The sequence below is a fragment of the Streptococcus sp. 3613 genome (assembly GCF_013277375.1).
Classification (GTDB): domain Bacteria; phylum Bacillota; class Bacilli; order Lactobacillales; family Streptococcaceae; genus Streptococcus; species Streptococcus pseudopneumoniae.
The window spans coordinates 5,948-28,230 of sequence record NZ_VMMV01000081.1; the positions used below are offsets into that span (position 1 = coordinate 5,948).

The 22,283-nt window shown below is 35.4% G+C and carries 35 protein-coding genes and 1 pseudogene; 35 read left to right on the top strand and 1 reads right to left on the bottom strand.

What is annotated here, in order from left to right:
• Positions 1–155 precede the first annotated feature (155 nt).
• From HT708_RS09490 to HT708_RS09520, 7 genes are all read left to right on the top strand, one after another.
• Positions 156–1,325, top strand: coding sequence for a pyridoxal phosphate-dependent aminotransferase (locus HT708_RS09490; protein WP_055349568.1), 1,170 nt, complete (start codon positions 156–158; stop codon positions 1,323–1,325).
• Positions 1,322–2,092: a DNA repair protein RecO gene (gene recO, locus HT708_RS09495; protein ID WP_055349569.1), complete on the top strand. Its 771-nt coding sequence runs from the start codon at positions 1,322–1,324 to the stop codon at positions 2,090–2,092. The genes HT708_RS09490 and recO overlap by 4 nt, the downstream gene beginning before the upstream one ends.
• Positions 2,089–3,081 (top strand): phosphate acyltransferase PlsX, encoded by a 993-nt coding sequence (gene plsX / locus HT708_RS09500; RefSeq protein ID WP_055349570.1) that lies wholly within the window; start codon positions 2,089–2,091, stop codon positions 3,079–3,081. Before recO ends, plsX begins: the two co-directional genes overlap by 4 nt.
• Positions 3,082–3,086: 5 nt before the next feature.
• Positions 3,087–3,320 (top strand): acyl carrier protein, encoded by a 234-nt coding sequence (locus tag HT708_RS09505; protein ID WP_172926307.1) that lies wholly within the window; start codon positions 3,087–3,089, stop codon positions 3,318–3,320.
• Positions 3,321–3,489: 169 nt separating this feature from the next.
• The gene (locus HT708_RS09510) at positions 3,490–4,344 is read left to right on the top strand and encodes a C40 family peptidase (RefSeq protein ID WP_240156217.1); all 855 of its coding nucleotides are present in this window, start codon (positions 3,490–3,492) and stop codon (positions 4,342–4,344) included.
• Between the two features lie 112 nt (positions 4,345–4,456).
• Positions 4,457–5,626, top strand: a complete 1,170-nt coding sequence (locus HT708_RS09515; protein WP_050222968.1) for an N-acetylmuramoyl-L-alanine amidase family protein — start codon at positions 4,457–4,459, stop codon at positions 5,624–5,626.
• Positions 5,627–5,778: 152 nt separating this feature from the next.
• Positions 5,779–5,925: a smi_0057.1 family bacteriocin-like peptide gene (locus HT708_RS09520; RefSeq protein WP_000425303.1), complete on the top strand. Its 147-nt coding sequence runs from the start codon at positions 5,779–5,781 to the stop codon at positions 5,923–5,925.
• Positions 5,926–6,248: 323 nt separating this feature from the next.
• On the opposite strand, the gene HT708_RS11970 is transcribed toward HT708_RS09520, so the two are convergent.
• A complete protein-coding gene (locus HT708_RS11970; protein WP_171042144.1) occupies positions 6,249–6,422 on the bottom strand; it encodes a hypothetical protein in 174 nt (57 codons plus the stop codon).
• A 67-nt stretch (positions 6,423–6,489) separates the two neighbouring features.
• Here HT708_RS11970 and HT708_RS11975 point away from each other — a divergent pair, with 67 nt between their 5' ends.
• The 28 genes and pseudogenes from HT708_RS11975 to HT708_RS09635 all read left to right on the top strand — a co-directional run bounded on the left by HT708_RS11975 (position 6,490) and on the right by HT708_RS09635 (position 22,154).
• Positions 6,490–7,305 carry a GHKL domain-containing protein gene (locus tag HT708_RS11975; protein ID WP_007285090.1) on the top strand — a complete coding sequence of 272 codons (816 nt, stop codon included), beginning with the start codon at positions 6,490–6,492 and terminating at the stop codon, positions 7,303–7,305.
• Positions 7,302–8,033, top strand: a complete 732-nt coding sequence (locus HT708_RS09530) for a response regulator transcription factor (RefSeq protein WP_001221866.1) — start codon at positions 7,302–7,304, stop codon at positions 8,031–8,033. Before HT708_RS11975 ends, HT708_RS09530 begins: the two co-directional genes overlap by 4 nt.
• 243 nt (positions 8,034–8,276) lie before the next feature.
• Entirely contained in the window at positions 8,277–8,405 is a 129-nt protein-coding gene (locus tag HT708_RS09535; RefSeq protein WP_000658221.1) for a smi_0059.1 family bacteriocin-like peptide, read from the top strand.
• Between the two features lie 11 nt (positions 8,406–8,416).
• Positions 8,417–8,557 (top strand): hypothetical protein, encoded by a 141-nt coding sequence (locus tag HT708_RS09540; protein WP_001004581.1) that lies wholly within the window; start codon positions 8,417–8,419, stop codon positions 8,555–8,557.
• A gap of 110 nt (positions 8,558–8,667) precedes the next feature.
• Positions 8,668–8,850 (top strand): class IIb bacteriocin, lactobin A/cerein 7B family, encoded by a 183-nt coding sequence (locus HT708_RS09545; protein WP_000435077.1) that lies wholly within the window; start codon positions 8,668–8,670, stop codon positions 8,848–8,850.
• Between the two features lie 19 nt (positions 8,851–8,869).
• Positions 8,870–9,061 carry a hypothetical protein gene (locus HT708_RS09550; RefSeq protein ID WP_000439598.1) on the top strand — a complete coding sequence of 64 codons (192 nt, stop codon included), beginning with the start codon at positions 8,870–8,872 and terminating at the stop codon, positions 9,059–9,061.
• Between the two features lie 29 nt (positions 9,062–9,090).
• Positions 9,091–9,291, top strand: coding sequence for an SPPN_00645 family bacteriocin-like peptide (locus HT708_RS09555; RefSeq protein WP_001055966.1), 201 nt, complete (start codon positions 9,091–9,093; stop codon positions 9,289–9,291).
• A 192-nt stretch (positions 9,292–9,483) separates the two neighbouring features.
• Complete coding sequence (blpU, locus tag HT708_RS09560) at positions 9,484–9,714, top strand: bacteriocin-like peptide BlpU (protein WP_172926308.1); 231 nt, start codon at positions 9,484–9,486, stop codon at positions 9,712–9,714.
• Positions 9,715–9,716: 2 nt separating this feature from the next.
• Positions 9,717–9,842 (top strand): PncF family bacteriocin immunity protein, encoded by a 126-nt coding sequence (locus HT708_RS12225; RefSeq protein WP_007284823.1) that lies wholly within the window; start codon positions 9,717–9,719, stop codon positions 9,840–9,842.
• Between the two features lie 606 nt (positions 9,843–10,448).
• Positions 10,449–11,036: a recombinase family protein gene (locus HT708_RS09565; protein WP_100104700.1), complete on the top strand. Its 588-nt coding sequence runs from the start codon at positions 10,449–10,451 to the stop codon at positions 11,034–11,036.
• A gap of 198 nt (positions 11,037–11,234) precedes the next feature.
• Complete coding sequence (locus HT708_RS09570) at positions 11,235–12,410, top strand: CAP domain-containing protein (RefSeq protein WP_138702904.1); 1,176 nt, start codon at positions 11,235–11,237, stop codon at positions 12,408–12,410.
• A gap of 46 nt (positions 12,411–12,456) precedes the next feature.
• The gene (locus HT708_RS09575; RefSeq protein ID WP_172926309.1) at positions 12,457–13,854 is read left to right on the top strand and encodes an N-acetylmuramoyl-L-alanine amidase family protein; all 1,398 of its coding nucleotides are present in this window, start codon (positions 12,457–12,459) and stop codon (positions 13,852–13,854) included.
• A gap of 29 nt (positions 13,855–13,883) precedes the next feature.
• Positions 13,884–14,930, top strand: a complete 1,047-nt coding sequence (locus tag HT708_RS09580) for a DUF6287 domain-containing protein (protein ID WP_000732624.1) — start codon at positions 13,884–13,886, stop codon at positions 14,928–14,930.
• Between the two features lie 492 nt (positions 14,931–15,422).
• Positions 15,423–15,551, top strand: coding sequence for a smi_0059.1 family bacteriocin-like peptide (locus HT708_RS09585; RefSeq protein ID WP_050261355.1), 129 nt, complete (start codon positions 15,423–15,425; stop codon positions 15,549–15,551).
• 11 nt (positions 15,552–15,562) lie between these two features.
• On the top strand, positions 15,563–15,718 hold the full coding sequence (locus HT708_RS09590) for a hypothetical protein (protein WP_172926310.1): 156 nt from the start codon (positions 15,563–15,565) through the stop codon (positions 15,716–15,718).
• Between the two features lie 34 nt (positions 15,719–15,752).
• Positions 15,753–15,947, top strand: a complete 195-nt coding sequence (locus HT708_RS09595; protein WP_000180815.1) for a class IIb bacteriocin, lactobin A/cerein 7B family — start codon at positions 15,753–15,755, stop codon at positions 15,945–15,947.
• Positions 15,948–15,974: 27 nt separating this feature from the next.
• On the top strand, positions 15,975–16,175 hold the full coding sequence (locus HT708_RS09600) for a hypothetical protein (RefSeq protein ID WP_000478865.1): 201 nt from the start codon (positions 15,975–15,977) through the stop codon (positions 16,173–16,175).
• Between the two features lie 8 nt (positions 16,176–16,183).
• Entirely contained in the window at positions 16,184–16,351 is a 168-nt protein-coding gene (locus tag HT708_RS09605) for a class IIb bacteriocin, lactobin A/cerein 7B family (RefSeq protein ID WP_001047583.1), read from the top strand.
• Positions 16,352–16,354: 3 nt separating this feature from the next.
• Positions 16,355–16,570, top strand: a complete 216-nt coding sequence (locus tag HT708_RS11980; RefSeq protein ID WP_226373098.1) for a bacteriocin immunity protein — start codon at positions 16,355–16,357, stop codon at positions 16,568–16,570.
• Positions 16,571–16,650: 80 nt separating this feature from the next.
• Positions 16,651–16,830 (top strand): hypothetical protein, encoded by a 180-nt coding sequence (locus HT708_RS11985; RefSeq protein WP_050219186.1) that lies wholly within the window; start codon positions 16,651–16,653, stop codon positions 16,828–16,830.
• Positions 16,831–16,907: 77 nt separating this feature from the next.
• Positions 16,908–17,114 (top strand): hypothetical protein, encoded by a 207-nt coding sequence (locus tag HT708_RS09610; protein WP_000668751.1) that lies wholly within the window; start codon positions 16,908–16,910, stop codon positions 17,112–17,114.
• 401 nt (positions 17,115–17,515) lie between these two features.
• Positions 17,516–17,710, top strand: a complete 195-nt coding sequence (locus tag HT708_RS11990; RefSeq protein WP_000757185.1) for a hypothetical protein — start codon at positions 17,516–17,518, stop codon at positions 17,708–17,710.
• A gap of 20 nt (positions 17,711–17,730) precedes the next feature.
• The gene (locus tag HT708_RS09615) at positions 17,731–18,624 is read left to right on the top strand and encodes an XRE family transcriptional regulator (RefSeq protein WP_000343887.1); all 894 of its coding nucleotides are present in this window, start codon (positions 17,731–17,733) and stop codon (positions 18,622–18,624) included.
• Positions 18,625–19,166: 542 nt separating this feature from the next.
• A complete protein-coding gene (locus HT708_RS09620; protein ID WP_000837726.1) occupies positions 19,167–19,463 on the top strand; it encodes an uberolysin/carnocyclin family circular bacteriocin in 297 nt (98 codons plus the stop codon).
• Between the two features lie 6 nt (positions 19,464–19,469).
• Positions 19,470–20,610, top strand: a pseudogene (locus HT708_RS12365) (hypothetical protein).
• Positions 20,607–21,089: a stage II sporulation protein M gene (locus tag HT708_RS09625; protein ID WP_078372939.1), complete on the top strand. Its 483-nt coding sequence runs from the start codon at positions 20,607–20,609 to the stop codon at positions 21,087–21,089. The pseudogene HT708_RS12365 and the gene HT708_RS09625 overlap by 4 nt, the downstream one beginning before the upstream one ends.
• Positions 21,086–21,682: an ATP-binding cassette domain-containing protein gene (locus tag HT708_RS09630; protein ID WP_000687787.1), complete on the top strand. Its 597-nt coding sequence runs from the start codon at positions 21,086–21,088 to the stop codon at positions 21,680–21,682. Before HT708_RS09625 ends, HT708_RS09630 begins: the two co-directional genes overlap by 4 nt.
• Entirely contained in the window at positions 21,663–22,154 is a 492-nt protein-coding gene (locus HT708_RS09635; protein WP_000671990.1) for a hypothetical protein, read from the top strand. Before HT708_RS09630 ends, HT708_RS09635 begins: the two co-directional genes overlap by 20 nt.
• Positions 22,155–22,283 lie beyond the last annotated feature (129 nt).

A 22,283-nucleotide genomic window follows, 5' to 3' on the forward strand; every position in this document is an offset into this window, starting at 1 on the left:
TTGATTTTCATTGAGTATTCTCAAAACATAGTGTTGTAATCAATTTAAATTAACCTACTTCAATTTGTCATGCTAGCGTTATTCTATCATGTATTTTTGCGGTCGGGGGGCTTTTGTAGTATAATAGAGATACGTTTCGAAAGTAGGAGGTATCTATGGACTTAACTAAGCGCTTTAATAAACAGTTAGATAAAATTCAAGTTTCGTTGATTCGTCAGTTTGACCAGGTTATTTCGGAGATTCCTGGGGTCTTGCGTTTGACCTTGGGGGAACCTGATTTTACAACGCCAGATCATGTCAAGGAGGCGGCCAAGCGAGCGATTGATCAGAACCAATCCTACTATACAGGGATGAGTGGTCTGCTGACTCTACGTCAGGCAGCCAGTGACTTTGTTAAGGAAAAGTACCAACTGGACTATGCTCCTGAAAATGAAATCTTGGTTACAATTGGGGCGACAGAGGCTTTATCTGCGACTTTGACGGCTATTTTGGAAGAGGGAGACAAGGTACTTTTGCCAGCTCCTGCTTATCCAGGCTATGAACCGATTGTTAACTTAGTTGGGGCAGAAATTGTTGAGATTGATACGACTGAAAATGGTTTTGTCTTGACTCCTGAGATGTTGGAGAAGGCCATTTTGGAGCAGGGTGATAAGCTCAAAGCGGTTATTCTCAACTATCCAGCTAATCCGACAGGAATTACTTATAGTCGGGAGCAGTTGGAGGCCTTAGCAGCTGTTTTACGCAAGTACGAAATTTTTGTTGTCTGTGATGAGGTCTACTCAGAATTGACCTACACAGGGGAAGCCCATGTGTCTCTAGGAACGATGTTGAGAGACCAGGCTATCATTATCAATGGTTTGTCTAAATCGCATGCCATGACAGGTTGGCGTTTGGGACTGATTTTCGCTCCTGCGGCCTTCACAGCCCAGTTAATCAAGAGTCACCAATACTTGGTGACTGCCGCAAATACCATGGCGCAACATGCTGCGGTAGAAGCCTTGACGGCTGGTAAAAATGATGCGGAGCCCATGAAGAAGGAATATATCCAGCGTCGGGATTATATTATCGAGAAAATGACTGCTCTTGGTTTTGAGATTATCAAACCAGACGGTGCCTTCTATATCTTTGCTAAGATTCCAGCTGGTTACAACCAAGACTCCTTTGCCTTTCTAAAGGATTTTGCTCAGAAGAAGGCTGTTGCCTTTATCCCTGGTGCTGCCTTTGGGTGTTATGGAGAAGGTTATGTTCGCCTATCTTATGCAGCCAGCATGGAGACTATCAAAGAAGCCATGAAACGACTTGAGGAGTATATGAGAGAAGCATGATTCAGTCTATCACGAGTCAAGGCTTGGTGCTCTATAATCGCAATTTTCGTGAGGATGACAAGCTCGTCAAAATTTTTACAGAGCAGGTTGGCAAACGCATGTTTTTTGTCAAACACGCTGGTCAGTCTAAGCTGGCGCCTGTTATTCAGCCCTTGGTGCTGGCACGATTTCTCTTGCGAATCAATGATGACGGACTCAGTTACATCGAAGACTATCATGAGGTCATGACTTTTCCCAAGATTAATAGTGACCTCTTTGTCATGGCCTATGCGACCTATGTGGCAGCTCTTGCAGATGCTAGTTTGCAGGACAATCAGCAGGATGCTCCCTTGTTTGCTTTTTTGCAAAAGACTTTGGAGTTGATGGAAGCAGGCTTGGATTATCAGGTTTTGACCAATATTTTTGAAATTCAAATTTTGACTCGATTTGGGATCAGCCTTAATTTTAATGAGTGTGTCTTCTGCCATCGGGTCGGTCAGGCTTTTGACTTTTCTTTCAAATATGGAGCCTGCCTCTGTTCAGAGCATTATCATGAGGATGAGAGACGTTGCCATCTCAATCCCAATATCCCTTATCTGCTCAATCAATTTCAAGCCATTGATTTTGAGACCTTGGAGACCATTTCGCTCAAGCCCGAAATCAAGCAAGACTTACGCCAATTTATGGACCAACTCTACGAAGAGTACGTTGGGATTCACCTAAAATCAAAGAAATTTATTGATTCCCTAGCAGACTGGGGACAATTACTAAAAGAGGAAAAGAAATGAAAAAAATCGCAGTAGATGCTATGGGGGGCGATTACGCACCTCAGGCCATCGTTGAGGGTGTCAATCAAGCCCTAGCTGACTTTTCAGATATCGAAGTTCAACTTTACGGAGATGAAGCTAAAGTCAAGCAATATCTGACAGCGACAGAGCGCGTCAGCATTATCCATACGGATGAAAAGATTGATTCAGACGATGAACCTACGAGAGCTATTCGGAAGAAGAAAAATGCCAGTATGGTATTGGCGGCCAAGGCTGTTAAAGATGGAGAGGCAGATGCTGTACTATCGGCTGGGAATACAGGCGCTTTGTTGGCAGCAGGATTTTTCATCGTGGGTCGTATCAAGAATATTGACCGTCCTGGGCTTATGTCGACCTTGCCGACTATTGATGGGAAAGGGTTTGACATGCTGGACCTCGGTGCTAATGCAGAAAATACAGCCCAGCACCTCCATCAATATGCGGTTCTAGGTTCCTTCTATGCTAAAAATGTCCGTGGCATTGCGCAACCACGCGTTGGCTTGCTCAACAACGGAACAGAGAGTAGTAAGGGAGACCCGCTTCGTAAGGAAACTTATGAATTACTGGCGGCTGATGAAAGTTTGAACTTTATCGGAAACGTAGAAGCACGTGATTTGATGAATGGAGTTGCGGATGTTGTCGTGGCAGATGGTTTCACGGGAAACGCTGTGCTCAAATCCATCGAAGGGACAGCCATGGGAATCATGGGCTTGCTCAAGACAGCTATCACAGGTGGTGGGCTTCGAGCGAAACTAGGTGCCCTCCTTCTCAAGGACAACCTCAGAGGTTTGAAAAAACAGCTCAACTACTCAGATGTTGGTGGAGCAGTCTTGTTTGGTGTTAAGGCACCTGTTGTCAAGACTCATGGCTCAAGTGATGCCAAGGCTGTTTATAGTACAATTCGCCAGATTCGTACTATGCTAGAAACAGACGTAGTTGCCCAGACTGCGCGTGAATTTTCAGGAGAATAAAAGAGATGACAGAAAAAGAAATTTTTAACCGTATTGTGACCGTTATCCAAGAGCGACAGGGAGAGGACTTTGTCGTGACAGAATCCTTGAGTCTGAAAGACGACTTGGATGCTGACTCAGTTGACTTGATGGAGTTTATCTTGACACTGGAAGATGAATTTAATATCGAAATCAGTGATGAGGAAATTGACCAACTGCAGAGCGTAGGAGATGTGGTTAAGATTATTCAAGCAAAATAGAAATCGGAGTTCCAGGGCACTTGCTTTGGAATTTTTTATTTGGTTCAAGTGACCGTTTAGGAACAGATTTAGTCTTTCTAGGGACAGTAGAAATCTGAGGACAAATAAGGGATATAATAGAGTCAGAAAAAATCAATCTCCAAAAAGGAGAAAAGAAAGGATTTTTATGATGAAAAAATATCTTTATTCTAGTTTGTTAGTTCTTGCAGGAGGCGTTCTCCTAGCAAATACTACGGTAGCCTATGCTGATTCCCCATCAGCAAGTGAGAAAGAAGCGATTGCTCAATTAGTTAATCAAGGCAAGATAAAAGCTGAAGAAGCTGATCAAGTAAAATTGATTGGTTTTGAAGATAAAGAAACTCAAGCAGAGGGCAATCAAGAGAAGAAAGCTTTCAATCAATATCGCGATCCGAAAGGAACATGGATGCAAACCAATGGTAAATGGTGGTTTAAATACGGTTCAGGTGGTTATGCTAAAAATTGGGAACAATTAGATGACAAGTGGTACTATTTTGATGACCAAGGATGGATGAAAGAAAATACTTGGATTCAACCTGATGGTAATTATTACTACTTATCTGCTAGTGGTGCTATGGTCACTGGTTATCAACGTGTGAATGGTACACCATACTTCTTTAGAGACAGTGGTGTATGGGTAGAAAATCGTGGACAGGCACTTGGTGAATACGCAAAGACATTTGTAGGAAAAATCCCATATGTTTGGGGTGGGGCAGATTTGAATAGTGGCGTAGATTGCTCAGGATTTACGATGGCTATTCATGCTAAGTTTGATATTAGTATTCCTAGAGTAACCTATGGTCAAGCGACAGGAGGAAGCTATGTAAGTAATGGCTCACAACTTCCTGGAGATTTAATATTGTACAATGGCGACCAAGGTTCAAATCAACATGTGGGTATTTATGTTGGTGGTGGCAAGGTAGTTCATGCTCCAGATAGAGGTCAAGATGTTTCTTATATGAATCAATATGGAATGGAACAAAATACAATTCGTAGATATTGGTAATATTGTCTAATTTTTCACAATATTATTGACTTTGACAATGAAAAGTATTAGAATATAGCTAAATAAAGAGGGGAAACCCTCTTATAGCTATTCAATAAAGGAGGAAATGGCTATGAAAAAATCTAAATTACTTACTCTTGGTTTGCTTGCAGGTGCTGGTCTGCTTTTGTCTATCAACCAAGCACAGGCTGCAGATACTTGGGTTAAAAATGGTGCTGACTGGAATCTTTCTCAAGATGGCAGCCTAGCTAAGGATAAATGGGTACAAAATGCTGGGTCATGGTATCACTTCGATAGCGCTGGTAAAATGCAGACAGGCTGGCTCAAAGACGGTGATACATGGTATTCTCTAGCAGATAGTGGTGCTATGCGCACTGGCTGGTACAAGGAAGGCAACACATGGTACTCACTAGCTAATAGTGGTGCCATGCGTACAGGTTGGTACAAAGAAGGGTCTACATGGTACTATCTTCATTTTAGTGGTTCTATGATGACAGGTTGGGTGTTCATAGATGGTAAATGGTCTTACTTTGAAAAATCAGGTGCTATGGTTGCAGATAGAGCTGTTCCAGCCAGTGATGGGGAAAGTTATGTCATTGGTAAGGATGGCTATCTAGCAAATAGAAAAGATGCTGGATACAGTATTCATGATATTGTCAAACTTGGAGATGGGCAAGAATATTTGCTAAATGCTAAAGGTGACGATGTTATTATTGAAAAAAATGCTTGGTATATCAGACCAGAGTTCAAGAAGTTCTCTAACAAATATGGGGATGAGGTCGCAAATACTACCTTAGCTTTAGTGGATAATAAAGAAGAAGGACAAGAAATTGATCCTAAGGCAGTTGTACAGAACTTCCAAAACTTACCAAATCGCTACTACTTTGATGAAAATGGACATCGTGTGATTAATATCCCAGCAATGACAACCTATTCAGATATTAAAAAAGTTGGCAATGATGTCTATTTAGAACATCCAGGTGCACGACTTCGTCTTGGAGCTACCCACTTTACAATCAATAACAATAAACTATACTATTTAGAAAATGAGCAAGGTAAGCTCAAAACAGGTTACTTTGTATTGATTGATGATGGTATGGCTACAACCCACTATCACATCCTAGCCTATGCGGATCAATCTGGTGAAATTCTTAAGATGAAACGCTTGCCATCAGGAGTTTCAGATTATCTGGATAAAGAAATCGATGGTTTATATGGTGAAAAAATTAAAATTGAATCTCCACACTCAAACGAATATTATAAAGTGGTTGTGGTTAAATAAAAATAACATCTTCACAACTAATCGTTAACGCTCTAACCAATATACCATTTTCAGGAGGCTTTAGATTTCTTGTATTTTAAAAGGAAACTAAAGCCTTTTGTAGATGGAGCAGGGGATAGAGTTATCTATAAAATAATGAAAAGGAGTCTGTCATGGAAATGAAAAATACATTTGTAGAATTGGAACAATTTGAAGAGTTAACTCCAGAGGTTTTGGAAGAAGTGAATGGTGGAGGGATTTTTGAAGATACCGTAAAATGGTGCGATAAATTATTTAGTACGGGTAGACACTTTGCTTAAATTTACAGTATTCGTTAGAGATTAGATTTATTTATGATTATTTTAGAATTCTTAGTTTCTGTGATATATCTATTGTTGGTAGTCGTTTCAACCATGGTGCCTACTATTTATTTGGGTGCTCAAATTTCCCCAGAATTTTATAAAAAACGTTATTGGGTTCTTGTATTTTTAATTAGTTTATCTGCTCGTCAAACATTTGGAGAATTATTTCATATAGGAATCATTCTCTTCTTTTACTGTATTTTTTTACTAGTATTGCACAAGGGAAAAGGGGAAGCTTTTTTTCTTTCTCTGTATCTTTTTCTCTTCTTTCAAAGTATTCGTTATTTATTTTTGACAATTTGGATTCGTGTATTATCTGGTGAGCCTTGTTGTTTTGTAGATTCGTTTTCCACTTTATATAGATCTGTATTTGATTTATTATCAATATTTCTATGTTCTACAATTATGAAGCGTTGTTCTTTGGATTTGGATTTATTCTTTTCAGATGCTTTCAAAACCCACTATTATAAGAGTTTTTTCATTATCCTACCTCTGACTGGATTTAGGATATTCTCTTCGTTTATGACCAATAGAAATAGTTCGTTCTACGTTCGTTTTGATACGACCATTTCTCTCCTGATTTTCATTCTCTTTTTCTCTTGGCTCTTTTACATCAAGCATTTGGAGCAGGTTTATCGTGATGAGCAGACCATTCAGAGACAGGAAGATGAAAATCGTTCCTTGCAAGGAATGGTGGATAAGTTGGGACATCTCTATGATGAGGTTCGAGGTTTCCGTCATGATTTTGCGGGAATTGTCGCCAGCATGGAGCCTGCCATAGCAAATCAAGACATGGCTGAGGTATCTACCATTTATCAAGATGTCTTTCTAAAGACTAATGAAAAGCTGAGGAAGGCGGATTACACGGCCTTTAATCTTCACAATATCCATGATATAGCTATTCGCAATACCTTGGCAAAAGCCATGATTGTGGCAGATAAGCAGGGAATTCATTTTAGTTTGGAGACGGTGGGGGTTGTCGAAGAGCTGGCATTGCCTATGTTGGAGGCTATCCGTATCCTCTCTATCCTCACGACAAATGCTTTAGAAGCAGCCAGTGAGGCTGAAAATCCGCAGATTCGGGTTGCTTTATTGGCAGGTGATAGGAGTGTCCGTTTTATCATTGAAAACACTCGTAAGAAAGAAGAACTGAATCCCAGTATTCTCAGTCAAAAGGGTTACTCTACCAAGGATAACCACAGTGGACTGGGCTTGGCAACCTTGGAGGACATGGTTTTTCATTATGATTTAAACTTAGATACCCAGCTAGGAGAGACGACTTTTAGACAAGATTTAGAATTGCCATTTAAGGATGAGAAACGAGGGGGAGAGGAATGAGAATTTTAGTTTTGGAAGACGATAGAGTCCAGCAAGGACGGATAGAGCAGACTTTACTAGATATCGGTCGCTCTCGCAATTTAAGATTGGAAATTGATATTGCCAAAAACTATGGGGATGTTGAAAAGTATTCTCAGTATTTTGACCATTACCAGCTCTATTTATTAGATTTAGAGATTGATGGAGAGCGTGAACGGGGCTTTCAGGTTGCTCAACAGGTTCGGGAGCGGGATCCTTTTACAAGCATTGTCTTTGTGTCCACGCACTCGGAGGCCTTACCTCTAGCTTTTCGCTACCACTTGTCTGCCTTGGATTTTATTTCCAAGGATCAGCCAGAGGCGGACTACTGTCATCAGCTGGAGCGCTGTCTGGACTATGTACTGGCAGTAGATAAGAGGGAAAATATGCGTCTCTTTACCTATAGTTTTGAGGGAAGACGGGGCTTCACTCTGCCCTACCATGAAATTTTAGCCTTTGAAACTTCAGTGGAATCCCATCGTATCAAGGTCTATTATGCCAATCATTCTATCAAGACCATTTATGGCAGTCTCAAGGATATCGCTGCCAAGGCTGAAAAAGATTACTTTGTCTATGCCAATCGCAATACGTTAGTCAGTTTACAGGCTATTGAAGAGATGACTGCCACAGAAGTGACCTTGTTAGAAGGCTTGCATTTCCCCGTATCACGAACAGCCAGAAGAACCCTTAAAAAATATCTTAATGTCTAATATCTGTTAGATTTGAATGAGTTTATCAATAAGAATATCGGAAAATTTTCTGATATTCTTATTTTTTTGACTTCTTTTTCGAATAGATAAGTAAGAGGAAAAAGGAAGGAGCCTAGTTCATGTTTATATCAGTGTTCTACCCATGGTTCACTGAGTTATTTTTTAAATAAATTTAATTTAGTTGTACATTTTTGAAATTTTTTTCGAATAGATAAGTGAGAAGAAAAAGAAAGGAATAAAATAATGAAAGAACATTATTACGGATTTGTTGAGCTAACTTCGGAAGAATTGACCGATATTCAAGGTGGAGAAAATTGGACGAAGACCCTTGTAGATTGGTACATTGGATTTCGTAGAGGTTTTGGTTTTTAGGAGGATAAGAGATGAATGAAATGAATGATAAGTATACTATTGAAGTATTAAAGGAAAGCGACTTAGCCTTGCTGGTGGGTGGTAGTGAGGCAAGTTACCAACATGGTTTAATGGTGGGGTTCATTTTACGTCGTGCGTTATTTGGATTCTAAGATAATATTTAGAGAGTGAAGCTTACCTACAACAATGAACAGAATATATGAAAAAGGAAATACAAATAACTACCTTTTTCAATTGTTAAGAATCAAAAAAGGAGAATAAGATGGAACAAATTAAAAATATGGAAAATAATTTTCATGTAATGAGTCATGAGGAATTGGCCGATGTAGAAGGAGGCTTGCTATTTGGTCTGGTAGTAGTTGGAGGAGTCGCAATTGCAGGAACATTTTTATTGGGTGCGGTAGATGGTGCTTCAGGAGCACATGCTAAGCGTCGTGGACGTTAACAGGGAAGGAAGAGCGCTGATGGAACGCATAATAGAAAGTTGGATTACTAGGGTAGAGAATTTTTACAGTTTGCAGTCAATTCCTGTGAAAGTATTCATTTTCATAGTTGGAGTAGTTGGGATTTATGCTTTAGGGACATTACTTTTAGGACCGGTTTATTGGGCGGGGCAGAAGTTTGGCGAAACAATTTACAATTATTTGTTTCAATAAAAAATTATAGATAAAGAGGAACAGACATAATGAATATGATAAAAATTGAAGAAAAATTTACAAGTCTTACAGAAAAAGATTTGGCAACAGTAGAGGGTGGTCGAGTGTCATGGAGAGGTAATATTAACATCGATGTCCACAAAGTGATTGATAGTACGGGAAGATTTTTCGGTGGTATCTATAATGCTGGTAGATCATTTGGGCGAAATGTTTACAATGCATTTTATTAATATAGTTTATTAAAATGAATATCATATATTATATTTTTGAATTCGTTTTCGAATAGATAAATAAGAGGAATACAGGGAATGATTATTTCAGTAATTCAAGATTTGGATGAAACAATTTAATAAACACTGCTATACCAAACTTGTCAAGTTTGCAACAAGACAAGCATTAAAATAAAAAAGGAGGCATTCGTTATGAATACAAAAACGATGTCACAATTTGAAATTATGGATACTGAGATACTTGCTTGCCTTGAAGGTGGCGGATGCAATTGGGGAGATTTTGCCAAAGCAGGTGTTGGAGGAGGAGCAGCACTAGGTCTTCAGCTAGGAATTAAAACAGGAACATGGCAAGGTGCAGCAACTGGTGCTGCGGGAGGAGCTATACTTGGAGGTGTGGCATATGCAGCGACATGTTGGTGGTAATTATGGATTTTAAAAGTTTTATTATTGGTTTAGTAGTTGGTATATTTGGTCCTTATATGGATGATTTAATTAGAAAAAAATTTTTAAAGTCTTCGGAGAAGAAAACAGAAAAATTTGTCAAAAAATAATCAAAACGATAAATGATGAATCTGATTCAAAATTATCTTGCACATGTAAAGAGGACCATCTCTCCTCTTATCAGGTAAATAGGAATCTTGCAGTAGCGAATCAAAAAAGGAGTAACTATGAATCGTAATTTAGAACGGTATAATCTATTCTGACTATGAATAGATCATACCATAGGTGGCTTAGAAATAGCAGGGACATTAAAAATTGAAGTAACTTTAAATAGGATGTTGTAAATGTTGCTATCAATGATTTATTTGTCCCAAGCTTGCCTAGGGTGTCAGTAAAAAATCAATTTCCTTTCAAAATAGCATATTTTTAGTAGGTAGGACGTTTGTTCTGCCTATTTTTTGCTAAAAAGTGCAGTTGAAGTGTCTATTTGCATCATTTGGAGTTTTACATGTATTTTTGATAAAAAATAGGTATAGAAATTAGGAAAGTTGAAGAAAAGGAATGAAGGAGGTCTTAGTTTGTGATTTTTTACATACTTTTAAGGCTTGATGAACCAGTTTGAACTAATATATAATTGCTAGAAATTGAATACACTACTCCTTGAGGGCATTTTGCCCTTTTTTATATTTTACAATAAGTGTAAAAGGAGAGTTTTTATGCGTTACGGTTATGTTCGAGTATCTACAAGAGAACAAAATATTGATAGGCAATTTTCAGCATTGGTAGAAAACAAATTATCAAAAGAGAATATTTTTATTGATTACGTTTCAGGAAAAGATTTTGACAGAATGGAATATCAAAAATTATTAACTACCTTGAAAGAAAATGATGAATTGGTTATTAAATCAATTGATAGGTTGGGAAGAAACTATGATGAAATTTTAGAACAATGGCAATCGATTACTAAGAAAAAGAAAGTAAATATAACTGTTTTAGATTTCCCCTTATTAAATACAAAGAATAGCAATGATAATATCACAGGAAAACTAATCTCCGATATCGTTTTACAAGTCCTATCTTATGTGGCACAGTTTGAAAGAGAACAAATCAAACAAAGACAAATGGAAGGAATACGGGAAGCACAGAAAAAAGGGAAGAAATTCGGTAGACCAAAATTGGTTGTCCCGAATAATTTCCCTGATGTGATAGCTCAATATAAGAAAAAAGAAATAACATTACGAGAAGGTGCAGACATCTTAGGAGTATCAAAAAGCACCTTTCATAATTGGATAAAAAATTCATAGTTCCTGTCAAAAAACCTAGGATTTTTTGACAGGAAATACACTCTATTCTAGAGCCGTTTTCGTTAGAAAAAAAGGTTCTAAAATCAAGCATTTTGACCGATTATTATTACACTTCCATTTTATCAAGTTTGTCCAAAAAAGTCTAGGTTTTAGGACAAACTGATTACTTTACAATAAATAAAAATAGGGGGACACGAAATGGACACCAAAGCTAAAAAGTTCACACTTGCAACGATTTCAGCTCTATCACTTCTTGGGGTAGGAATTGTTACATCACAATCAGTAGCTGCTAATGATAGGCTGGTTTCCACTCAAGCAATCAATGGTCAATCCTACAATATCTTAAACTCTGAGGTTACTAGTACTTCTTCTGGTACTACTCTGGTTGGGATTGAAGGGACTTTCTTAACGCCAGATAAACAGGCTATCTTAGACCGTATCAATGCCATTCGAAAAGAGGCAGCAGACGAAGGTCTAGTTACTAGCTATGTTCCTATCAAATGGTCAACTGCGCTAGAAAAAACAGCCTTCGTTCGGGCAGCAGAAGCTTCTGTAACTAGGCATCATAAACGTTTATCTAATAAAGATATTTGGAGTGCCTGGCCTTCAGGGAATTTTTCACTAGCCGAAAACTTAGCTTGGAACTATGATGGATTTATGACAGCTATTAATCAATGGTATGACGAAAAAGCAGATTACGTCAAATCTCGTAGTGGGGCAAGTGTATCTGGTCAAACTGGACACTACGAATCCTTAATCAATTCAGAATTGACCTATATGGGTTTGGCAGCCTTTGAAAACCCTGTCACTCAAAATGGATGGATTACCGTTGCACAAAGTTTCGGAACATCATCTGGTGGCTCTGAAGAATTAGCTGGTGGTTATGGAAAGGCCATTCAATATACAGAAGCAAATTCTTCTCAGATTCAAACATTTGCGACTAAGGCGAATCTTTTTGACAAAGACTTGAAGGCAATCGGAACTCATACCAGTAAGAAAACAAAACAAGGTAAGTCTAACGGGACTAATAAACCAGGTTTCTTTTTTCAAATGCAAGATATTGGTAGGGGTATGGGTTTTTGGCAACAATCGGGCTCTCGTTGGTGGTTTATGCAACTTGATGGGTCTTACCCTTACAATCAGTGGGCAAAATTAGATAATATCTGGTATCACTTCGATAGTTCAGGCTGGATGCAGACAGGTTGGTTGAAAGACGGTAAGGCTTGGTACTATCTCGACGGTTCAGGCGCTATGAAAACAGGATGGTTTACAGTTTCTGGTAAATGGTACTATGCCTATAGCTCTGGTGCACTAGCAATCAATACGACTACACCTGACGGTTATCGTGTCAATGCCAACGGTGAGTGGGTATAGGATAAGATTATAAAAAATAGATAAAAAGAAAAGGAATACAAAAATTATGAAAAAAATCGTTTTAACGACTACAGCAGTTTTATCACTTGTAGCAACAGGAGCTACAATTTCAAGTGTCAATGCTGCAGACATTCCAATGGTCAAAGTATGGTCTCCAGCAGCCAATGCTTATGTTGAAGTCCCTGCTATTGGTTATCGTGATACAGATTTAGTCGCAACAGATGTGACGCTTGTAGAAAAAAGAAAAGCACAACTCGGAGCATTTTCTAAAGGTAATAGTGAATTTATAACGGTTGATTATGTAGACAAAGCTTATAGACAAGAATTTTCTAAGCAATTTGCAAGTTTTGAATCCAATGGTATCGCCACATTCAACGGTAAAACAATTGTCTTTAAAGCAACAGACTATGGTATCTATACCATGAAGTTTGAGCTAAATGGTACTCGCTATAAGTTAACTGCTGATGTCAGAGAAAATCTGGGAAAAGGTGGTCCTTTTTACACTTATGTAACCAAACTAGAAGTCTTATCAAATAATCAAGCAAATACTATCTCGAATACGAGTACTGAAAAACAAATAGAAGCAACAATTACAAAGGTTGAAATTGATTATTTTGGACTTAGCTTCGAAGGAAAAATTTCAGAGCCACTACAACACGGGGGAGATAAAGCCGCCAAAGGAAATATTACTTTAATTGATAAGGATAGTGGAAAAGTTGTATATCAAAGTCATAATGCGGTAATTTTTAGTGGTTTAACTAAAGACGTTAGTGACCAATTTCTACTCCCCTTAATTTATAGCAATAAATTTAAAGGTGATATTTTTGTTTCAAAACAGTTTCCTGCTGGAACATATATCTTGGAGATGTCTGGGGAAGCTGGTTCACCTTATGATCACTTAACTGATACAAGAAAACGTGTCTTTAAAGTTAGAAAAGAGGTGACTATCGGAAATCCTTCGAGAAATTCAAATATTAACACGACTACTCAATCAGGTTCGAATTCATCTAGCTCGTCAACTTCTACAAGTTCGTCATCTGGAAACTATTCTAACACGGATACAACCATGACGACCCATCAGTCTAAATCTACTTGGATGTATTCGAATGGTCGCTGGTGGTATAAACACGAAGATGGCACTTATACAACTAATGACTGGGAAAAAATCAATGGTGTTTGGTATCGTTTTGATAACTCTGGTTGGATGCAAACAGGTTGGGTAAAAGACGGTAGTTGGTACTACCTCGACGGCTCAGGCGCAATGAAGACTGGTTGGCTCAAAGATAACGGTAGCTGGTACTACCTTCAAGATTCAGGAGCTATGAAAACAGGCTGGATGAAAGTATCTGGCAAATGGTACTATGCCTATAGCTCTGGTGCACTCGCAATCAATACAACTACACCTGACGGTTATCGTGTCAATTACAACGGTGAGTGGGTATAAAAACAATTTCAAATTGTAAGATTAAACATATGAAAAAATTATTTCTATTCAGTATTAGTATATTAGCTATCTCTATTTTAACGGCTTGCCAACATCAGAGTGAAAACACTTCTGCAACAAGTTCTGAAGCAATTGCTTCAAGTACTAGTTCAACTTCTTCTACATCGGAAGAGAAGAAACCTGATTACACCCTATATAATCCTGTTCTTAAAGAATATGCCAAAGTATTAGATGGTTCGTCAACTTCACATACAGAGATCAATTCAAAAGCAAACTTAAAAAACACTTATCCTAAAGAATATTCTGGATTACAGTATAGCTTGTATGATTTAGACCAAGACGGTACGGACGAACTTTTGATTGCCCTAAAAATGGATTCTAACTATTACGATTTATTAGATATTCGAACTCTTAAAAATGGTGAAGTTATTCGACTGACCAATGCAGAAAACAATCTGGACTTTATTGGAGAGCGAGTACATTTTAATCCTTTAGAAAATGGTTATTTTCAATTATCTACCCGAGTATCTACTAATCAAATCCAACTTAAACTATACAAGTTGAATCAGGATGGAACACGGTTAGAACTAGTCATTGAATCAGATACAGAAGAGGGACTGGGGACAAAACCACCTTCCCTTGACATAAGATCTTTCTTTTGGAAATCTGTCACAAGTCTTATAAATGGAGAAACAAGCCTTCCGTCAGAAAGTAAAGGGATGGATATTACTGCAATTCAAAATGGAGATTTTTCTAGTGTCGCAGGCACTTGGAGGAATCGTACAGGTATTGAATTCACCTTTGACAAAAATGGTTTAGTAAGTGATCATTCCAAGATTTCAATTGAACATGCTAAGGAAATTGACCACTATCTCAAGGCAAGTTCTGTTTCTAAAGATGGAGGTGCTGGTGCAGCTATTGCCTTTTTACCAGCAGGAATCCCTATAACCATGTCTGTCACCTCTTCTTCAGATAATGGCTATACTGACTCGTCTGATATTACACAAGACCGCTTATGGTTTGGACACCAACTTATCAATGGTAGTACCGAGGGATTTTTTTACAAGGTAGAATAGTTTTAATAGACTTACAAATTTATCAATAAGAATGTCGGAAAATTTTCTGATATTCTTATTTTTTTGACTTCCTTTTCGAATAGATAAGTAAGAGGAAAAAGGAAGGAGCCTAGTTCATGTTTATATCAGTGTTCTACCCATGGTTCACTGAGTTATTTTTTAAATAAATTTAATTTAGTTGTACATTTTTGAATTGTTTTTCGAATAGATAAGTAAGAGGAAAAGAAAAGGAGTTTGCTTCATGTATCTACCGATTTTCTATTCATGGTATATTAAATTATTTTTCAAATAAAATTTAATTTAGTTGTACATTTTCGAAATTTTTTTCGAATAGATAAGTAAGAGGAAAAAGAAAGGAGCCTAGTTCATGTATCTACCAATCTTGTATCCGTGGTTCATTAAATTATTTTTTAAATAAAATTTAATTTAGTTGTACGTTTTCGAAATTTTTTTCGAATAAATAAGTGAGAGGAAAAAGAAAGGAATAAAATAATGAAAGAACATTACTATGGATTTGTTGAGCTAACTTCGGAAGAATTGACCGATATTCAAGGTGGAGAAAGTTGGGCGAAGACCCTTGCAGATTGGTACCTTGGATTTCGTAGAGGTTTTGGTTTTTAGGAGGATAAGAGATGAATGAAATGAATGATAAGTATACTATTGAAGTATTAAAGGAGAGCGACTTAGCTTTGCTGGTGGGTGGTAGCAAGGAAAGTTATCAACGGGGTCTAATTACAGGTCTATTGTTACGCGGTATATTTATTGGAACCCTATTTTTTAGAAGATAAGATTTAGAAAAAATAGAACAAGAGGAGAAAAAAGATGACAAATTTTGACAAAATGGAACAGAACTTTGTAGCTCTTACAGAAGAAGAGTTGATGGATGTGGATGGGGGAGCATTGCCTCTTGTAATCGCCGGAGTGTCTATCTGGAAGATAGGTGCAGCAGTAGCAGGTGGAGCAGCAGCGCTTTTTGCTGGAGGAGCAGCTTTGGGGTATTATGCGAATAGACCATAATCTGATTGTAGTCAGAGAGGCATTTCTATGTTTTTAAAAAAAGAAGTGATATTATTAGGGGTATTGTTATCGCTACGTATTATTTTTACTATCGTTCAAATTTTAATTGATTATAAAATATTATCTGGACAGTATAGTATAAATTTTATGGATATTTCAGAAGTATTTACTTATCCAATACTCATTTTAATCATTTACATAGCAATAAAATATAATACAAAGGAGTAATGACGAATATGAACTTAGAACAATTTTATCAATTATCTGACGATGAATTAGTGGGAACAAAAGGTGGTTTTGGTCTTGCGGAAGCAGTTGGGATTGCAGGAGTACTGAATGCTGCTGTACAAATTTTTAATGCTGGTTACAAATTTGGTTCAGATTTGGCTCGTCGTGGGCGTTAGATAATGAATAATCGCAACCTTAATCTCAATACATTGTTACCTAAACTAGCCACGATATGTCCTTTGTTGGGAATAATTCTTAATGTCGCGCTTCATGTGATTCGTACAGGTTCGTTAGTATCCTTTAATTGGCAATGGACTTTAGTTGGTTTGCTTTTCGCAGGATATTTTGGTATTTTTCGCAAAGATTTGTCAAAAAATAATCAAAACTATAAATGAAGAACATGAATCAAAAGGATTTTGTGTATATGAATGGTAGCGTTTTTCCGCCATTCTTGTCAGGTAATTAGGAGTTTCTTATGAAAACATTTTTATTAGGATTCGCTGAGGGATATTTTACCGTATCGCTCATAATCTACATCGCAACGTATTTGATGTTAAAAAATCCGATCAATACCTTATTTTATCCAGAAATTTACCCCGTTTTATTTGGGCTCTTTTATCTAGGATATAAGGTCAATAAAAAGCGAGTAGAGTAAACAGTTAAGAATGACTTGTTAGTCTGCGCTAAAATGGCTAGGCTAGAATCTAGGAATGCATCACATTGGAGTTTAATATGAAATTTATTAAATCAATACTGAAAGTTTGGCCTGAAATTATGGTATTACTTAGTTCAATGTCTTATATCATCATCAGATTAGTAGCTGACATGAATAAAGTATCTTTACTTACTTGGTTTGATAGTTTCAATATACCAACGATTGCATTATTTATGATGGTCTTCCTTCTTTTATATAGAAGTAAAGAAAAAAAGAATGTATAAATTTGAGGTAGTAGACGCTCTATAGGGAATAGGTGTCTTATAGTAACGAATCAAAAAAAGGAGTAACTATGAATCGTAATTTAGAACGGTGTTATCTATTCTGACTAGGAATAGATTATACCAGAGGTGGCTTAGAAATAGCAGGGACATTAAAAATTGAAGTAACTTTAAATAGGATGTCGTAAAGGTTACTATCAATGATTTATTTGTCCCAAGCTTGCCTAGGGTGTCAGAAAAAAATCATTTTCCTTTCAATAGCATATTTTTAGTAGGTAGGACGTTTGTTCTGCCTATTTTTTGCCAAAAAAGTGTATTTGAGCTGTTTATTTGGAGTTTTACATGTATTTTTTGATAAAATTTGATAAAATAGGTATAGAAATTAGGAGAGTTGAAGAAAAGAAATGAAGAAGGTTTTAAGATATTTTTTAGTATTTGTTTTTCTATTTTTGATGAATATTTTCATCTTTAAGATACTAGCAACTCTGGGATTTCAGCTGACAATGAGTGAAAAGAGTTATATTGTACCACCGCTGTTTTCGATTATCGTTTTGTACATGATTGACAAAAGAATTAGGAAGAAAAAGAAATCTTTGTAATCAACTTAAGGAGTATTACTATGGATGAGTTGAAACGTGAAATTGGTTATAAAATCAAAACTATTAGGCGATCTTGTGGAAAAACTCAGATAGATATTTGTGGTGATGAATCAGAGTTGACGATTCGTCAGCTAGCACGTATTGAAAATGGGCAAGCTTTAGCAACACTTCCTAAATTATTATTGATTGCGGATAAACTTGGAGTATCATTACAGAATATTGTGGATGTTAAGGTTATAGAGATTCCAAAAGGATTCCTAAAACTCAAAGATGAGCTGATTCATTCTCAAACCTACGCTGATAAGGGAAGAATCGAACGAAAAGAAGCTATACTTGAGGAAATATATGAAAACTATTATGAGAATTTGCCTGAGGAAGAGCAGTTAATTGTGGATGTGACACAAGCTCGTTTTGATATTTATGGTAGTTCAGATGTGACCTACGGTTTAGGGTTAGTGGAAGAATATTTCCAGCAGTTATTAAAAAAGAAATATTTTTCTGTAAATGATTTGTTGATTATTGAATTGTATTTCTTTTGTTGTGCTATGGGATTAGAAGATAAAGAACATTTTGAGGAGTTAGCTCAAAAAGTATTGCTATGTTCAGAATATGAAGATAAGGCTAGCCTAGCTCAGATGGAAAAAGTTCTTCTGAGCCTATTTATCCAAATTCAGACAGAAGATAGTCTGATATATATTCAAACATTTGAGAAAATTATTGCTAAAACAAGACATGTTTTTTACCGACCTCATCTATTTTTGCTAAAGGCAAAATATGCTTTATTTGTAGACAAGAATATTTTAGAGGCAGAAAGTTTCTATGAAAAGGCAATTTCTCTAGCAGAATTGCTAGATGATCAGATATTAGTTCAGAGAATCTTAGAAGAAAAACAAATAGATTTCCCAACAACCTGACTTCTAAGTCATGTTGTTTTTTTCATGTTTTTGTTATACTAAACCTATAAAGAAAACGCTCTCAAAAAGAAAGGCGGTTTATTATGGTTGGAACGTTATTTGTCCCTTTAAGTATAAGAGTTTGGTTCTATCTATAATATCAGGTAGAGATTAATGGAATAAAGTATTCTTATATTGGATTAAAGGAATGTTTTAATAGGTTTCCTACATTAGTATAGAGGATGAAACTCAATTTTCAATGATATAAAAGAGTGATTTGGAGATTGTGAGGGTTGAGTATGTTTATTTATGATGTAGGAAGTGTAAACTAAAAAGGAGGTAGTAATCGTATAAAAGTTAAATAGACATTATCTTTTATTGAGTCTTAGTGATATAAAAGTAATTTGATAATCTAGGAAAATGTAGTAGTAATTTATTTATTATAGATATGTTAATAAAAGTAGTATAAAATATAGACGAACATTTGAAGAGAGTTAGGAATACAACATGTGCGAATTAACTCTCAATAAAACATACATAATATACAAAAGGAGTACACTAAAATGAAATCTAAAAGAATGGAATTTCATAATAAATTTCTCATTGTTTCAGCAATGTTAGCAGTCATTAGTTGGTTAAGCTTAGGTGTTGTTTCTTTTCCTATGTTGGCTGGGACATTAGGAATTTCGACAAAAGCTGCTGCTACTGTAGTCAATTTGATTAGTGCTTATAGTACAGTTACAGCAGTAATTTCAATTGTAGGTGCAATCACAGGAGTAGGTTCTATTGGTTCGGGTATTGCAGCAACAGTTCTTTATATATTGAAAAAGAAGGGTGCTGCTAAAGCAGCTCTATGGTAGAACTAGATGAAAATACTTTCTAAAAAAGAATGTGAAAGTATTTTAGGTTATCTTAATTTTATTGGGATAACCCTTTTGTTTTTTGTTATCATAAGTTTGTCAATCTATTTTAAAAGCTATCTTCCTTTTCAAGGGAAATTATTTTTACTTTTTTTGGTAGTAGATTACGCTACTTTGAATCGTTATAATATGAAACTGCCTATCCAAAGTAAAAAAATAAATACTTTCTATATAAGGAAAAACTATATTTTTCTCTATCTTCTTGCCATTGTCAAGAAATATTATTCTTTCCAAATTTTACAATCATTCATTTATTTATTTATTTATTTTGTATTTTCTAGATATTATTGGATATTTTTATTTATACATTACTCTTTGTTTGATAGTTATTCAAATTATTTCTTTAATTCTACCTAGTTTGTTTTCAATTATAAGTAAATTGTTCTTATTTTTATCTATAGGACTATTGTCTATAGAACAAGGACAAGTTGTAATTTATGTCATACTACTCAATTATTTTATTTTAGTCATGGGGATATTAGATAATCATGCGAGTAATTTCTATTTTAAAAGCAGTCGAATGAGCCAAAAAAGATTTCGTAGCAGTCTATTTATATTGCTTCGTTTTTGTTGGTTAAATAAAGGGTTAACTTTTTCTTTTATTTTGATTAGTATTCTTCTTTCCTATCTATTTTGGTATATGATGACGATGTTATCAATTGATGACACAAAAATACCAATATTATTTCTTTATACCTCAATATATATTACATTAATGGAGGCAATAATAGGGAATCATAAATCCTCAATTGGGGTAGATCTAGCTTTACTTCAATTATCTGCTCTTAATCATTCTAAAATGAATTTCTTTTTTAAGAATGCACAACTAATGATGTTGACGCATTTAATCTCTTTCTTACAATTTTCATTGTTGTTATGTTTGATTCCGGTGACAAGTTATAGTAATGATATAAAAAGTATTTTGTTGAATTTGTTATTGATTCCATTCAATTATTTTATAGCCTATGTCTATTATAAGAAAGCTCTATTTTTAATTAAAGGTACAGTTAGTTTATTGAGATGGAGTTTTCTGGTTTTATATTGTTTTCTGATAATATTTGTAATTTTAGTAGGGGGCATTAGATGAGAAAAAGTGGTTTTCTGATTTACTATGTGTTATTTTGTATAGTCTGTTTTTTACTAGGTTTACTTTTAAGCTTTATATTAAAAAATGAGACTTTTGCTACTATACCTCCGAAACTGGAATTACAATTTACATTGACAGTTTTACAGGCAAATTCTACAAATTTTTTGCTATATCTATTCTGTTTTCCGATTTCGCCCTTATTGCAACTTTTTGATTTGCTATCTTTAGGAATACAATTGGGTATATCTGGTCAGATGATTGGAATAGTAGCTACAATAAAAGGAATATTACCTCATGGTCTTATTGAAATACCGAATTTTATTTGGTATCAAGGTATGAGTCAGTATCTTTTATACCGATTATTGAAGGATAGGGGAATTAAAAATATACTTATTTATATAAAAAGTAATTTAAAATGGTATATCATTTCTTATCTTTTATTAATTTTAGCAGCGTTGATAGAGGGAATTAAATTATGAAAATTGAAAATGAATCTAAAAGTTATGATAAATGTATATTGAAAAATATATCACTAGAGATTGATAAGGGAATTTACAGAGTTGAAGGAGAGAATGGTTCAGGAAAGAGCACCCTTCTACAACTTTTAGCTGGGCTAGAGACTTTTGATAGTGGTTTAAAGAATTGTGTCTCCAAAGATGTACTATACCTTGATACCAATCAGCTTGGGGTTGTTCCATTTACTATAGAAGAAAATTTGCAGTTGTTGTGTGATTCTTTTCAAATCCATCTATCATTTGAGGATAAAGAACAAATTAATACTTTTTTTGATAATAAAATCGGAGATAACTATATGACAGCATCTACTGGAACAAAATTCAAATTAGGCTTATCCTTAATTTTTGCTAAAAATTGGGATTATATTTTTATTGATGAGACTTTATCAACAGTGGATGCAAGAAGTATTGATATGATTGCTAAACGCTTAATTTCCATGAAAGAAAGCTCTACTATTATATATGTATCTCATAATTTATTGAATCAAGAATTGATTAGCAAATCTCAAAGGATTTTAATAGAGGAAGGACGGGTTTATGAAATTTCAAACAAATAATAGTTTATACAAATTAATGAATCTGATTATTTATCTTTTTCTTTTATATTTGTTTATTGATTTACTGATGAAGTCGGGAATTTTAGATGAACAAATTGATAAATTATCTGAACTATCTAATCTTTTTACAATTAAAATAGAAACAATATTGACAGTGATTTCTGTTGTTTTCACATTTATAGCAACTCTTATTGAATATGGATTTTCTCTCTTTCTGATTACATTATTTTTTGATAAGAATAAGAGGAACTTTGGAGATATTCTTTTATCTAAAAATATAACCTTAAGTTTTAGCATTTTACTTTGTTATTTATTTAATCCATCGGATATAAAGTTTGCCTATTTCAGCGTATTGACAGTATTACTAATTGGGATAACAAATTATGCGAGATTTAAAAATTTAAGATTGACAGTAGTGTTTTCTGTACCATTTTTATTTAATGCTATAATGTCTATTATAAATAGTTTTTAGAAATACTAAAATTTTTTTCTTTACTTAATAATGATATGAAATCATTTCGGTTTTGTTAACTTGTAATTCTTATATTTTCTAGGTAGAACGTTTGTTCTGCCTATTTTCTTATGGCTAAAACCAGTTACA

Excerpts from the sequence above, each read along its gene's own strand:
- recO (WP_055349569.1), top strand. The coding sequence starts at position 1,322 with ATGATTCAGTCTATCACGAGTCAAGGCTTGGTGCTCTATAATCGCAAT.
- HT708_RS12225 (WP_007284823.1), top strand. The coding sequence starts at position 9,717 with ATGGATTTTAAAAGTTTTATTATTGGTTTAGTAGTTGGTATATTTGGT.
- HT708_RS09630 (WP_000687787.1), top strand. The coding sequence starts at position 21,086 with ATGAAAATTGAAAATGAATCTAAAAGTTATGATAAATGTATATTGAAA.
- HT708_RS11975 (WP_007285090.1), top strand. The coding sequence starts at position 6,490 with ATGACCAATAGAAATAGTTCGTTCTACGTTCGTTTTGATACGACCATT.
- HT708_RS09620 (WP_000837726.1), top strand. The coding sequence starts at position 19,167 with ATGAAATCTAAAAGAATGGAATTTCATAATAAATTTCTCATTGTTTCA.
- HT708_RS09610 (WP_000668751.1), top strand. The coding sequence starts at position 16,908 with ATGAAATTTATTAAATCAATACTGAAAGTTTGGCCTGAAATTATGGTA.
- HT708_RS11985 (WP_050219186.1), top strand. The coding sequence starts at position 16,651 with ATGAAAACATTTTTATTAGGATTCGCTGAGGGATATTTTACCGTATCG.
- HT708_RS09600 (WP_000478865.1), top strand. The coding sequence starts at position 15,975 with ATGTTTTTAAAAAAAGAAGTGATATTATTAGGGGTATTGTTATCGCTA.
- HT708_RS09575 (WP_172926309.1), top strand. The coding sequence starts at position 12,457 with ATGAAAAAAATCGTTTTAACGACTACAGCAGTTTTATCACTTGTAGCA.
- HT708_RS09570 (WP_138702904.1), top strand. The coding sequence starts at position 11,235 with ATGGACACCAAAGCTAAAAAGTTCACACTTGCAACGATTTCAGCTCTA.
- HT708_RS09550 (WP_000439598.1), top strand. The coding sequence starts at position 8,870 with ATGGAACGCATAATAGAAAGTTGGATTACTAGGGTAGAGAATTTTTAC.
- HT708_RS09590 (WP_172926310.1), top strand. The coding sequence starts at position 15,563 with ATGAATGAAATGAATGATAAGTATACTATTGAAGTATTAAAGGAGAGC.
- HT708_RS09520 (WP_000425303.1), top strand. The coding sequence starts at position 5,779 with ATGGAAATGAAAAATACATTTGTAGAATTGGAACAATTTGAAGAGTTA.
- HT708_RS11980 (WP_226373098.1), top strand. The coding sequence starts at position 16,355 with ATGAATAATCGCAACCTTAATCTCAATACATTGTTACCTAAACTAGCC.
- HT708_RS09605 (WP_001047583.1), top strand. The coding sequence starts at position 16,184 with ATGAACTTAGAACAATTTTATCAATTATCTGACGATGAATTAGTGGGA.
- HT708_RS09545 (WP_000435077.1), top strand. The coding sequence starts at position 8,668 with ATGGAACAAATTAAAAATATGGAAAATAATTTTCATGTAATGAGTCAT.
- HT708_RS09565 (WP_100104700.1), top strand. The coding sequence starts at position 10,449 with ATGCGTTACGGTTATGTTCGAGTATCTACAAGAGAACAAAATATTGAT.
- HT708_RS09635 (WP_000671990.1), top strand. The coding sequence starts at position 21,663 with ATGAAATTTCAAACAAATAATAGTTTATACAAATTAATGAATCTGATT.
- HT708_RS11990 (WP_000757185.1), top strand. The coding sequence starts at position 17,516 with ATGAAGAAGGTTTTAAGATATTTTTTAGTATTTGTTTTTCTATTTTTG.
- HT708_RS09615 (WP_000343887.1), top strand. The coding sequence starts at position 17,731 with ATGGATGAGTTGAAACGTGAAATTGGTTATAAAATCAAAACTATTAGG.
- blpU (WP_172926308.1), top strand. The coding sequence starts at position 9,484 with ATGAATACAAAAACGATGTCACAATTTGAAATTATGGATACTGAGATA.
- HT708_RS09530 (WP_001221866.1), top strand. The coding sequence starts at position 7,302 with ATGAGAATTTTAGTTTTGGAAGACGATAGAGTCCAGCAAGGACGGATA.
- HT708_RS09555 (WP_001055966.1), top strand. The coding sequence starts at position 9,091 with ATGAATATGATAAAAATTGAAGAAAAATTTACAAGTCTTACAGAAAAA.
- HT708_RS09505 (WP_172926307.1), top strand. The coding sequence starts at position 3,087 with ATGACAGAAAAAGAAATTTTTAACCGTATTGTGACCGTTATCCAAGAG.
- HT708_RS09510 (WP_240156217.1), top strand. The coding sequence starts at position 3,490 with ATGAAAAAATATCTTTATTCTAGTTTGTTAGTTCTTGCAGGAGGCGTT.
- HT708_RS09580 (WP_000732624.1), top strand. The coding sequence starts at position 13,884 with ATGAAAAAATTATTTCTATTCAGTATTAGTATATTAGCTATCTCTATT.
- HT708_RS09540 (WP_001004581.1), top strand. The coding sequence starts at position 8,417 with ATGAATGAAATGAATGATAAGTATACTATTGAAGTATTAAAGGAAAGC.
- HT708_RS09490 (WP_055349568.1), top strand. The coding sequence starts at position 156 with ATGGACTTAACTAAGCGCTTTAATAAACAGTTAGATAAAATTCAAGTT.
- plsX (WP_055349570.1), top strand. The coding sequence starts at position 2,089 with ATGAAAAAAATCGCAGTAGATGCTATGGGGGGCGATTACGCACCTCAG.
- HT708_RS09585 (WP_050261355.1), top strand. The coding sequence starts at position 15,423 with ATGAAAGAACATTACTATGGATTTGTTGAGCTAACTTCGGAAGAATTG.
- HT708_RS09515 (WP_050222968.1), top strand. The coding sequence starts at position 4,457 with ATGAAAAAATCTAAATTACTTACTCTTGGTTTGCTTGCAGGTGCTGGT.
- HT708_RS09535 (WP_000658221.1), top strand. The coding sequence starts at position 8,277 with ATGAAAGAACATTATTACGGATTTGTTGAGCTAACTTCGGAAGAATTG.
- HT708_RS09625 (WP_078372939.1), top strand. The coding sequence starts at position 20,607 with ATGAGAAAAAGTGGTTTTCTGATTTACTATGTGTTATTTTGTATAGTC.
- HT708_RS09595 (WP_000180815.1), top strand. The coding sequence starts at position 15,753 with ATGACAAATTTTGACAAAATGGAACAGAACTTTGTAGCTCTTACAGAA.